The 11835-nt window shown below is 69.4% G+C and carries 9 protein-coding genes and 3 pseudogenes; 4 read left to right on the plus strand and 8 right to left on the minus strand.

Annotated elements, in window-relative coordinates; translation table 11 throughout:
* A pseudogene (locus A5702_RS09560) lies at positions 1-645 on the plus strand (protein translocase subunit SecD); the annotation flags it as partial.
* Here A5702_RS09560 and A5702_RS25550 read toward each other — a convergent pair.
* Positions 638-970, minus strand: a pseudogene (locus A5702_RS25550) (protein translocase subunit SecD); the annotation flags it as partial. The pseudogenes A5702_RS09560 and A5702_RS25550 sit on opposite strands and share 8 nt — an antisense overlap.
* A gap of 78 nt (positions 971-1048) precedes the next feature.
* Positions 1049-1384 carry a preprotein translocase subunit YajC gene (gene yajC, locus A5702_RS09570; RefSeq protein WP_055400896.1) on the minus strand — a complete coding sequence of 112 codons (336 nt, stop codon included), beginning with the start codon at positions 1382-1384 and terminating at the stop codon, positions 1049-1051.
* Between the two features lie 223 nt (positions 1385-1607).
* Between yajC and gabT the strand changes: the two genes are divergently transcribed.
* Positions 1608-2948, plus strand: coding sequence for a 4-aminobutyrate--2-oxoglutarate transaminase (gene gabT, locus A5702_RS09575; protein ID WP_068220160.1), 1341 nt, complete (start codon positions 1608-1610; stop codon positions 2946-2948).
* Positions 2949-3096: 148 nt separating this feature from the next.
* Positions 3097-6630: a carboxylic acid reductase gene (car, locus tag A5702_RS09580; protein WP_068220163.1), complete on the plus strand. Its 3534-nt coding sequence runs from the start codon at positions 3097-3099 to the stop codon at positions 6628-6630.
* A gap of 61 nt (positions 6631-6691) precedes the next feature.
* Here car and A5702_RS09585 read toward each other — a convergent pair whose 3' ends face one another.
* From A5702_RS09585 to ruvC, 6 genes are all read right to left on the minus strand, one after another.
* A complete protein-coding gene (locus A5702_RS09585; protein WP_068220167.1) occupies positions 6692-7372 on the minus strand; it encodes a hypothetical protein in 681 nt (226 codons plus the stop codon).
* 128 nt (positions 7373-7500) lie between these two features.
* On the minus strand, positions 7501-7887 hold the full coding sequence (locus A5702_RS09590) for a DUF1304 domain-containing protein (protein WP_068220170.1): 387 nt from the start codon (positions 7885-7887) through the stop codon (positions 7501-7503).
* 136 nt (positions 7888-8023) lie between these two features.
* Positions 8024-8707: a hypothetical protein gene (locus tag A5702_RS09595; protein WP_055400886.1), complete on the minus strand. Its 684-nt coding sequence runs from the start codon at positions 8705-8707 to the stop codon at positions 8024-8026.
* A 110-nt stretch (positions 8708-8817) separates the two neighbouring features.
* Entirely contained in the window at positions 8818-9870 is a 1053-nt protein-coding gene (gene ruvB, locus A5702_RS09600) for a Holliday junction branch migration DNA helicase RuvB (RefSeq protein WP_068220173.1), read from the minus strand.
* Positions 9867-10460, minus strand: coding sequence for a Holliday junction branch migration protein RuvA (ruvA, locus tag A5702_RS09605; protein ID WP_068220176.1), 594 nt, complete (start codon positions 10458-10460; stop codon positions 9867-9869). Before ruvA ends, ruvB begins: the two co-directional genes overlap by 4 nt.
* Positions 10457-11011, minus strand: coding sequence for a crossover junction endodeoxyribonuclease RuvC (ruvC, locus tag A5702_RS09610; protein WP_055400880.1), 555 nt, complete (start codon positions 11009-11011; stop codon positions 10457-10459). Before ruvC ends, ruvA begins: the two co-directional genes overlap by 4 nt.
* Positions 11012-11192: 181 nt before the next feature.
* Between ruvC and A5702_RS09615 the strand changes: the two are divergent.
* Positions 11193-11768 (plus strand): annotated as a pseudogene (locus A5702_RS09615) (DUF4178 domain-containing protein); the annotation flags it as partial.
* Positions 11769-11835 lie beyond the last annotated feature (67 nt).

An 11835-nucleotide genomic window follows, 5' to 3' on the forward strand; every position in this document is an offset into this window, starting at 1 on the left:
GGCCAGGAAGGTGACGGCGTTGCCCGACACGATCGTCTTGCGCGCCCGCCGATCCGCGCGGACCGCGCCGACCGGATCGCCGATGAGAAGAAGTGGCGGCAGAGCACCCGTCAGGGCATCCAGTTCCTCGCCCTGCAGTTCCAGGCCACCCGTTGCGACAAAGAGGACATCCTCGCCGGCAACGACGACCCGAACCTGCCGCTGGTGACGTGCTCGACCGATCACAAGGTGGCCTACCTGCTGGCGCCGTCGATCATCAGCGGCGATCAGATCCAGGACGCCACGTCGGGCATGAATCAGCGCGGCATCGGTTACGTGGTGGACGTCCAGTTCAAGCCCGCGGCGGCCAACACCTGGGCCGACTTCACCGCCGCCCACGTCGGCACCCAGACCGCCTTCACGCTGGACTCGCAGGTGGTCAGCGCCCCGATGATCCAGGAAGCCATTCCCGGCGGGCGGACCCAAATCACCGGTGGCGACCCGCCGTTCACCGCCTCAACCGCGCGCCAGCTGGCCAACGTCCTCAAGTACGGCTCGCTGCCGCTGTCCTTCCAATCGTCGGAGGCCCAAACCGTCTCGGCCACACTGGGATTGACGTCGCTGCGGGCGGGTCTGATGGCGGGTGCGATCGGTCTGGCCCAGGTGTGCGGGCCTCGTTGCCGTCGTTCCCGGGGACGGTGATCACCAGGTTGTCGCCGTCGACCACGACCTCCGAACCGGAGACGCCCAGCCCGTTGACGCGCGCGCTGATGATCTGCTGCGCCTGGGCCAGCGCGTCGCGGCTGGGCCGCGAGCCGTCCGGGGTGCGCGCGGTCAGCGTGACGCGGGTACCGCCCTGCAGGTCGATGCCGAGCTTGGGGGCGGCGCGCTTGTCCCCGGTCAGAAACACCAGCAGATAGACGCCGACGAGCAGCAGCAGGAAAGCGGACAGGTAGCGGGCAGGGTGCACCGGCGCCGAAGACGATGCCACGTTCCTTCTATCTCCTCGAGTATCGGTTCTTACCCCGGACAGAGCCTAGTGTCGCCGAGACGCGCCTCGCGCAAGCGGTCAGGAATCCTTGGTCACCGGGGAGTCGGAGTCGGCCAAGTCGTCGGCGTCGTCGCCGTCGGCCAGGTCCTCGTCGTCGGGCAGGATCCGGTCGCGGATGGCCAGCTTCATCCAGGTGGTCACGACCCCGGGCGCGATCTCGAGGTCGACGGTGTCGTCCGTGATCGCGACGACGGTGGCCTGAAGACCCGACGTGGTGTGCACACGGTCGCCGGCCTGCAGCGACTCGTGCAGGTCGATGGTGGCCTGCATCGCGCGCTTCTGGCGCCGCGACGCGAAGTACATGAACCCGCCCATGATGAGCAGGAAGGGCAGGAACAGAATCAAACTTTCCATGAACGGGCCTGTCTTTTCGTAGTGGTCTTTTCGTAGTGGCGTCGTACTGGCACTGGAGGCCATTGGGGCCAGGGACGACCCGCGGGCCGCACACCTCGTAACGGCCAGTGTGCCATTGCCGCAGGTCGCCTCCGAGCGCCCCGGTGCACGAGGGGCTGGCCGGCGCGTGGCCGGATAGGCTTGGGGAGCGACGTGACAGGCGCGCCGCGGTGAGGAGAAAATCGTGGCCGGCCTCGAGCAGACTCGTCAGCTGGTCACCGAAATCCCCGGTCCCGCTTCGCTGGAACTGACCAAACGCCGCGCCGCCGCGGTATCCCACGGCGTGAACGTGTCCTTGCCGGTGTTCGTGGCTCGCGCCTTCGGCGGCATCATCGAGGACGTCGACGGCAACCGGCTCATCGACCTGGCGTCCGGCATCGCGGTGACCACCATCGGCAATTCCTCGCCGCGGGTGGTGGAGGCCGTCCAGGCCCAGGTCGCCGAGTTCACCCACACCTGTTTCATGGTCGCGCCGTACGAGCAGTACGTCGCCGTCGCCGAGCAGCTCAACCGGATCACCCCGGGCTCCGGCGAAAAGCGTTCGGTGCTGTTCAATTCCGGCGCCGAGGCGGTCGAGAACGCCGTCAAGGTGGCCCGGGCCTACACCCGCAAGCCCGCCGTCGTCGCGTTCAATCACGCCTACCACGGCCGCACCAACCTGGCGATGGCGTTGACCGCCAAATCCAAGCCGTACAAGAGCGGCTTCGGCCCGTTCGCGCCGGAGGTTTATCGAGCCCCCGTGTCCTACCCCTATCGGGACGGCCTGGTGGACAAGGAGCTCGCCACCGACGGGGAGAAGGCCGCCGCCCGGGCGATCGACGTGATCGAGACCCAGGTCGGCGCCGAGAGCCTCGCCGCCGTCATCATCGAACCCATCGCCGGTGAGGGCGGATTCATCGTGCCCGCCGAGGGCTTCCTGCCCGCCCTGCTCGACTGGTGCCGGAACAACGACGTGGTGTTCATCGCCGACGAGGTGCAGACCGGGTTCGCGCGCACCGGCGCGATGTTCGCCTGCGAGCACGACGGCATCGAGCCCGACCTGATCTGCACCGCCAAGGGCATCGCCGACGGGCTGCCGTTGTCGGCGGTCACCGGCCGCGCGGAAATCATGGACGCGTCGCACGTCGGCGGTTTGGGCGGCACATTCGGCGGTAACCCAATCGCTTGTGCTGCGGCACTGGCCACCATCACCACGATCGAAAGTGACGGACTGATCGAGCGGGCGCGACAGCTGGAACGGTTGATCACCGAACCGTTGTTGCGTCTGCAGGCCGGTGATGACCGGATCGGCGATGTGCGCGGTCGGGGCGCCATGATCGCCATCGAGCTGGTGAAGTCGGGAACCGCGGAGCCCGACGCGGAACTGACGCAAAAGCTGTCCGCCGCGGCGCACGCGGCGGGAGTGGTGGTGTTGACCTGCGGCATGTTCGGCAACATCATCCGGCTGCTGCCGCCGCTGACCATCAGCGACGACCTGCTGAACGAGGGGCTCGACATTCTCGGCCGGCTGCTTCGCGAAGTGTAAGGCCCGGCGCTCGACCGGCCCGGGTGGGCAATCTCACACCTTCGGCGGGGCGGGCCCATGGTGGAATAACGTTACTTTAGCTAACGTTTTAATGGTCAGCGCATCGTCGCCAAACTGACTAATAACTTTCATTGCAAGGGAATTGCTTATGTCGACCATCAACACCGACGAGCGGCTCGACCGCCGTATCGACGACCTCACCGCCACCGACCCGCAGTTCGCCGCCGCCCGCCCCAACCCGGCGATCGAAGCGGCGCTCGAACAGCCCGGCCTTCGGCTCCCCCAGGTCATCCGGACCGTGCTCGACGGGTACGCCGACCGTCCGGCGCTGGCGCACCGCGAGGTCGAGTTCGTCACGGACCCGGCGAGCGGGCGCACGCGGCTGGAGCTGCTCCCCCGCTTCGAGACCATCACCTACGGACAGCTCGGCGACCGGGTGGCGGCGCTCGGCCGCGCCTGGGCCAACGACGAGGTCCGCGTCGGTGACCGGGTCTGCGTGCTGGGCTTCAACAGCCTCGACTACGCCACCATCGACATGGCGCTGGCCACCATCAGCGCGGTGTCGGTCCCGCTCCAGACCAGCGCGTCGCTGACCTCCCTGCAGCCGATCGTGACCGAGACCGAGCCCACCGTGATCGCGGCGAGCGCGAACCAGCTGCCCGACGCCGTCGAGCTCATCCTGAGCGGACACCGGCCCGCCAAGCTGGTGGTGTTCGACCACCACCCGGAGGTCGACGACGAGCGCGAGGCCGTGGCGAGCGCGCGCACCCGGCTGGCGGACGCCGGCGTGGCCGTCGAGACGCTGGCCGAGGCGCTCGAGCGCGGCCGGACGCTGCCCGACACGCCGCTGCCCACCAGCGACGAAGCCGACCCGCTGGCCCTGTTGATCTACACCTCCGGCAGCACCGGCGCCCCCAAGGGCGCGATGTACCCGCAGAGCAACGTCGCCAAGATCTGGCGCCGGGGCAGCAGGAACTGGTTCGGCGAGAGCGCCGCGTCAATCACCCTCAACTTCATGCCGATGAGCCACGTCATGGGCCGCGGCATCCTGTACGGCACCCTAGGCAACGGCGGCACCGCCTACTTCGCGGCCAAGAGCGACCTCTCGACGCTGCTCGAGGACCTCGAGCTGGTGCGGCCCACCGAGCTCAACTTCGTGCCGCGCATCTGGGAGACCCTGTTCGGAGAATTCCAGCGCCAGGTGGAACGCCGGCTGACCGAGGGCGATGCGGGCCCGGAGGCCCGCGAGGCTGTTGCGGCCGAGGTGCTGGCCGAGCAGCGCCAGTACCTGCTGGGCGGGCGGTTCATCTTCGCGATGACCGGCTCCGCGCCCACCTCCCCGGAGTTGCGCAGCTGGGTCGAGTCCCTGCTCGAGATGCACCTGATGGACGGCTACGGGTCGACCGAGGCCGGAATGGTGTTGTTCGACGGCGAGATTCAGCGCCCGCCGGTCGTCGACTACAAGCTCGTCGACGTGCCGGACCTGGGTTACTTCAGCACCGACCGGCCGCACCCGCGCGGCGAGCTGCTGCTGCGGACCGAGAACATGTTCCCCGGCTACTACAAGCGGGCCGAGACCACCGCGAACGTGTTCGACGAGGACGGCTACTACCGGACCGGCGACGTCTTCGCCGAGATCGCGCCCGACAAGCTGGTGTACGTCGACCGCCGCAACAACGTGCTGAAGCTGGCGCAGGGCGAGTTCGTCACCCTGGCCAAGCTGGAGGCCGAATTCGGCAACAGCCCGCTGGTGCGCCAGATCTACGTCTACGGCAACAGCGCGCAGCCCTACCTGCTGGCCGTCGTGGTGCCGACCGAGGAGGCCCTGGCCGGCGCCGACCTGGAGTCGCTGAAGCCCAGGATCGCCGACTCGCTGCAGCACGTCGCGCGTCAGGCCGGGCTGCAGTCCTACGAGGTGCCGCGCGACTTCATCATCGAGACCACCCCGTTCAGCCTGGAGAACGGCCTGCTGACCGGGATCCGCAAGCTGGCGTGGCCGAAGCTCAAGCAGCACTACGGCGAGCGGCTCGAGCGGCTCTACGCCGAGCTGGCCGAGGGCCAGGCCAACGAGCTGGCCGAGCTGCGGCGCAACGGCGCGAACGCGCCCGTGCTGCAGACCGTGACCCGGGCCGCCGCGGCCATGCTGGGCACGGCGAGCACCGAGCTGACCCCCGACGCCCATTTCACCGACCTGGGTGGAGACTCCTTGTCGGCGTTGACGTTTGGGAACCTGCTGCGCGAGATCTTCGACATCGACGTCCCGGTCGGCGTGATCGTCAGCCCCGCCAGCGACCTGCAGGCCATCGCCAACTACATCGAGGGCGAGCGCCAGGGCACCAAGCGACCCACCTTCGCCGCCGTGCACGGACGCGGGGCGACCGAGGTGCACGCGGCCGACCTCACCCTGGACAAGTTCCTCGAGGCCGAGACGCTGGCCGCGGCGCCCGGCCTGCCCGGGCCCGCCGCCGAGGTGCGCACGGTGCTGCTGACCGGTGCGACCGGCTTCCTGGGCCGCTACCTCGCGCTGGAATGGCTCGAGCGCATGGACATGGTGGACGGCAAGGTGATCGCCCTGGTGCGGGCCAAGTCCGACGAGGAGGCGCGCGCCCGGCTGGACAACACCTTCGATAGCGGCGACCCGAAGTTGCTGGCGCACTACCAGGAACTGGCCGCCGACCACCTGGAGGTCATCGCCGGGGACAAGGGCGAGGCCAATCTCGGCCTGGATGCGCAGACCTGGCAGCGGCTGGCCGACACCGTCGACCTGATCGTCGACCCGGCGGCCCTCGTCAACCACGTGCTGCCGTACAGCGAGCTGTTCGGTCCCAACGCGCTGGGCACCGCCGAACTGATCCGGATCGCGCTCACCACCAAGCTGAAGCCGTACACCTACGTGTCGACGATCGGCGTCGGTGACCAGATCAAGCCCGGTCAATTCGTCGAGGACGCCGACATCCGGCGGATCAGCGCCACCCGCGCGATCAACGACAACTACGCCAACGGCTACGGCAACAGCAAGTGGGCCGGCGAGGTGCTGCTGCGCGAGGCGCACGACCTGTGCGGCCTGCCCGTCGCGGTGTTCCGGTGCGACATGATCCTGGCCGACACCACCTACGCCGGACAGCTCAACCTGCCGGACATGTTCACCCGGTTGATGCTGAGCCTGGTGGCCACCGGTGTCGCGCCCGGTTCGTTCTACGAGCTGGACGCCGACGGCAACCGTCAGCGGTCGCACTACGACGGCCTGCCGGTCGAGTTCATCGCCGCCGCGATCTCGACGCTGGGAACGCAGGTGCTCGACAACATCCCTCAAGGCGACGGGTTCCAGACCTACCACGTGATGAACCCGTACGACGACGGCATCGGTCTCGACGAGTACGTCGACTGGTTGATCGAAGCCGGCTACGGGATCCAGCGCATCGCCGACTACGGCGAATGGCTGCGGCGGTTCGAGGGCACGATGCGCGGCCTGCCCGAGCGCCAGCGCCAGTACTCGCTGCTGCCGCTGCTGCACAACTACCAGGAACCCGAGAAACCGATCAACGGTTCGATGGCACCGACCGACCGCTTCCGCGCCGCGGTGCAGGAGGCGAAAATCGGCCCCGACAAAGACATTCCACATGTCTCGGCGCCGGTCATCGTCAAGTACATCACCGACCTGCAGTTGCTCGGACTGCTGTAAGCGCAGAAAAGCAATCGCCCAGTCCCCGCGGGGACTGGGCGATTGCTCTTTTGTATGCGAGTTATTGCTGGGGATGCGGCCAGCGCAGGTACGCGGCGTTGGCGCCCGACGTCGAACGCTCGCGACGCCATCCCCGCTTCGGCTGCGGGTCGGAAGCGGTGCGCGGCTTGGTCAGCGCGCTCGAGGAAACCTCGGCGGGCTCGTAGGCCGATTCCCGGTACGGCTCGACGGCCGGCACGGCTTCCGCCGGCGCCGGCGGCCGCACGTCGCGCGCCAGGCGCACGGCCGTGCGGGCCAGCACCATGCCACCCACGAAGACGATCAGCGCGCCCAGTCCAGAGAAATAGGTGACCTCGAGAACCGCGCGCTTGCGGTCGGTGGCGGCGACCGGGTCACCGGCGGAGCCGATGCCCAGCACCGGCGCGAACTGACCGCCCACGACGAACCAGGCGCCGGCCAGCACCGCCAGCCAACCGCCCAGCATCGCCGCCACGCGGTTCCCGGCGACGATCAGCAAGAGACCGCCCAGCACGGTCACCGCTCCGGGCAGGACCTCGAGCCACCCTCGAGCCGTGCTCCACGCCCACTCCCGGTCGGGCGTGTACGCGAAATTGAAGCGCGGTCCGACAAACGGTATTAACGCCCCCCAAGCTCCCAAAATGACCAGGAGCAATCCGCTGACCGCACCACGCGAACGCGGCATGCTCAGCCCGCGGGTCTGGCCGTCTTCTGCGTATTTCATGATTTCCCCTCGTTGAATACCGGGCCTATTTCCGGCCCGGGGTGGGTACCCGGCGGGTTGCGCGTGTAACCCAGGGCCGCCCCGAAAGCACCGCTCCCCGCGGCCTTTTGGGGCTGGTGAGACTGGTGTTACTGCTGAAGTCCGATCAGCAGCAGCACGATCGCGATGGCCGGGAAGGTGCCCTGCGTGACCGCGGCCCGCGCTTTGTCGCGGGCCGACAGCAGCAAGACGACCGCGGCCGCCGCCATGGAGCCGACGCCGGCGAAAATCAGCGCCGCTCCAACGGCGTTGTGGCGCAACGCAATTGCCGCGATGCCCACCCCGGTGACCACCGCCAGGAACAGGTTGTAGAACCCCTGGTTGAAAGCGAGCAGCTTTGTGGTCTCGGCCTCCTCGGCCGTGGTGCCGAAGGTGGCACGGGTGCGTGGCGAGGTCCAGGTCAACGATTCCATCACAAAGATGTAGACGTGCAGTAAAGCCGCCAGCGCGGCGAATACCAGCCCGGCAGTGATCATCGCTCCTCCTCGCGGTTCGAGGCCTGCGTCTCGGCGCGGGTGACTTTACCCACCCGCGGGCGCCCGGACCGCCCCCGACGCGAAATGGCGCCGGTAGCCATGGGCTACCGGCGCCTCCCGCCGTAGGTGTTACCGACTAGACGCCGGCGTGGTGGTGGCGGTGGAACAGTCCGCCGCCGGTGCGTCGACCGAACAGGCCACGCCCGGTGCGTTCCCCCGCCTCGGGCTCGGCCGCCACCCGGTCGGTCCGCGCCGCGACCGGTCCGCGTGTTTCGTCGTACATCGCCGGTTCGCCCGCAGGCGCGGCTGCCACCGCCGCGGGTTCCCGCGCCACGACGTCACGCGCATGCCGCACGGCCACGCGCGCCACGGCGGCCCCGCCCAGGAACACGATCAGGGCGCCCAGCCCGGTGAAGTAGGTGACCTCGAGCAGGGCTCGCTTCAGGTCCGTCGACGCCACCGGCGAACCGACGTCGCCGATGCCCAGGGTCGACGCGAACGCGCGACCGACCACGAACCAGGCGCCGCCCGCGACCGCCAGCCAGCCGCCGAGCACGGCGCTGGCGCGGTTGCCGGACAGGAGCACCAGCAGGCCACCCAGGGCCGTCGCGGCCCCCGGAAGCACCTCGAGCCAACCCTTGGCCGTGGTCCACGTCCACGCCGGGTCGGACATGTAGGCCCAGTCGATGTTGGGCCCGAAGAAGGGCACCAGGGCGCCCCAGGCGCCCAAGATAATCAGCAGTAGCCCGGTCAGGGCGCCGCGGGAACGCGGCATGTACAGCGCTCGAGGGCGGTCGTAGTCGTAGCGCCTGGTCCTCATCAGAATCTCCTTAGGTATCGCTGCTGTGAGCTTGGTTACCCGACGGCGCCGACGAATAACCGACCGCGAGGACGGCTCAAAGGTCACGATTTGGCCGCGACGGCTCGCCGCTAGTCGAACAGGCCGGGTTGACCCAGGCCGACGGCCCCCGCCGGCGGGCTCATGCCGAGGTGCTTCCACGCCTGCGCGGTCGCCACGCGGCCGCGCGGTGTGCGCGCGACCATCCCGGCGCGCACCAGGAACGGCTCGCACACCTCCTCGACGGTGGTGGCCTCCTCGCCCACGGCCACGGCCAGCGTCGACACGCCGACCGGGCCACCGCCGAAACTGCGGGTCAGCGCCGACAGCACCGCCCGGTCCAGCCGGTCCAGGCCCAGTTCGTCGACGTCGTAGACCGCCAGCGCGGATTTGGCCACGTCGCGGGTGATCACCCCGTCGGCCCGCACCTCCGCGAAGTCGCGGACCCGGCGCAGCAGCCGGTTGGCGATGCGCGGCGTCCCGCGCGAGCGCCGGGCGATCTCCTCGGCCGCCTCGGCCCCGAGCTCGATGCCGAGGATGCCCGCGGAGCGGGCCAGCACCCGCTCCAGCTCGTCGGGCTCGTAGAAGTCCATGTGCGCGGTGAAGCCGAACCGGTCGCGCAGCGGGCCGGTCAGCGCGCCCGAGCGGGTGGTCGCGCCGACCAGCGTGAAGGGCGCCACCTCGAGGGGGATGGACGTCGCCCCCGGACCCTTGCCGACCACCACGTCGACCCGGAAGTCCTCCATCGCCAGGTAGAGCATCTCCTCGGCGGGCCGCGCGATGCGGTGGATCTCGTCGATGAACAGCACGTCGTGCTCGACCAGGTTGGACAGCATGGCGGCCAGGTCGCCGGCGCGTTCGAGCGCCGGACCGGACGTCACCCGCAGCGACGAGCCGAGTTCGGCGGCGATGATCATGGCCAGCGACGTCTTGCCCAGCCCCGGCGGGCCCGACAGCAGGATGTGATCCGGTGTGCCGCCGCGGTTCTTGGCCCCCTCGATCACCAGCTGCAGCTGTTCGCGGACGCGGGGTTGGCCGATGAACTCGCGCAGCGACCGCGGGCGCAGGCTGACATCGATGTCGCCCTCCCCGACGGCCAGCGCCGGGGACAACTCGCGGTCGGCGTAGTCGTCGGGGCCGGTCATCGGGACTTACCCAGCAGCGACAGGGCGGCGCGCAGCGCGCCGGACGTCGTCGTGTCCTGTTCGGCGGCCAGCACCTTGTCGGTGGCTTCCTCGGCCTGCTTGGCGGCGAAGCCCAGGCCGACCAGCGCCTCCACCACCGGACCGCGCACCGCGTGCCCGTTCACCACGGTTGTGCCCCCGGTCGCACCCGCCGCACCGACCTTGTCCCGCAGCTCGAGCACCATCCGTTCGGCGCCGCGTTTGCCGATCCCGGGCACCCGGGTCAGCGCGGCCACGTCGCTGTCGTGCAGCACCTGGCGCAGCGCCGACGCGTCGTGAACCGCCAGCGTCGCCATCGCCAGCCGCGGGCCCACGCCCGACACCGTCAGCAGCGTGAGAAACAGGTCGCGGGTGTCGGTGTCGGTGAACCCGTACAGCGTCATCGAGTCCTCGCGGACCACCATCGCGGTGATCAGCCGCGCCTCGCCGCCGGTGCGCAGGGTCGCCAGCGTCGACGGTGTCGCGTTCACCCGGTACCCGACGCCGGCGGCCTCGATCACCGCGTGATCGAGCGCCACCTCGAGCACCTCACCGCGCACCGAGGCGATCATCGCGCCGCCTTCAGCTTGGCCAGATACTTGTGCCGCTGCTGTTCGGCCAGCGCCTCGGCCGCGGCCATCCGGGCCATCATCGGCGCCCGCCAGCAGTGACAGATCGCCAGGGCCAGCGCGTCGGCGGCGTCGGCCGGTGTCGGCTTGGCTTGCAGCGCAAGGATTTTGGTGACCATGGCGGTGACCTGCGCCTTGTCGGCGGCGCCGTTGCCGGTCACCGCGGCCTTGACCTCGCTGGGGGTGTGGAAGTGCACGTCGATGCCGCGCTTGGCCGCCGCCAGCGCCACCACGCCGCCGGCCTGCGCGGTGCCCATCACCGTCGTCACGTTCAGTTGGGAGAACACCCGCTCGATGGCCACCACGTCGGGTTGGTGCGTGGCCAGCCAATGGTCAACCGCGTCGCTGATGGCCAGGAGCCGTTTGGCCAGCGGCGCGTCCGACGGGGTGCGCACCACGTCGACGTCGAGTGCGACCACGCTGCGCCCGCGCCCGCTTTCCACCACCGACAGCCCGCATCGGGTCAGCCCGGGGTCGACGCCCAATACGCGCATTGCCCGCTCCCACCTCTAGAACAGCTGTTCGATACCCTAGCGGCCGGGACCGACGGCCCCGCGGACGACACGCGGCGGCGCCGCCAATTCCCGCGTCGGCAGGTTGCAACGCCGAACCGGCCCAAAAGCTGTTAGCTTTAGCCCACGTTCGCTCAAGCCATGTGGCAACGGAAGGTTTCGCGTGGGATCACTCCTGGTCATTATCGCGATCGTGCTGTTCATCGCGTCCATCGTGGTGCTGATCATCGCTTTGCGGCGGCCCAAGCAACCGGGCCCACCGCGCGGCCGCACCGATCCCCTCTCGTTCAACGCGATGCCGGAATTCGGCCCCCGCCAGCTCGGCCCCGGCGCCATCGTCAGCTACGGCGGGATCGACTACGTGGTGCGCGGGTCGGTGACCTACCGCGAGGGCCCGTTCGTGTGGTGGGAGCACCTGCTGGAGGGCGGCGACCAGCCGATCTGGTTCAGCGTCGAAGAGGACGACGGGCGCCTCAAGCTGGCCATGTGGGTCAGCCGCAAGGACGTCACGCTGCAGCCGGGTGAGCAGTACGTCGTCGACGGGGTGACGTTCCACGAATCCGAGCGCGGTCGCGCCTCGTTCACCACCGAGGGCACGACGGGCCTGCCGGCGGGCGGCGAGATGGAGTTCGTCGACTGCGCCAACGCCGACGAGTCCGTGCTGCTGTCGTTCGAGCGCTGGGCGCCGGGCATGCCGTGGGAGGTCTCCACCGGCAAGCCCGTGCTGACCGGCGAGCTGATGAAACGGCACCGACGCGTCCCTAAGGGGAGGAGGGCGGGGGCGCCGGATACACGGTCAGCCCGAC

This window comes from Mycobacterium sp. E3339, assembly GCF_001666915.1.
In the GTDB taxonomy this organism is placed as follows: Bacteria; Actinomycetota; Actinomycetes; order Mycobacteriales; family Mycobacteriaceae; genus Mycobacterium.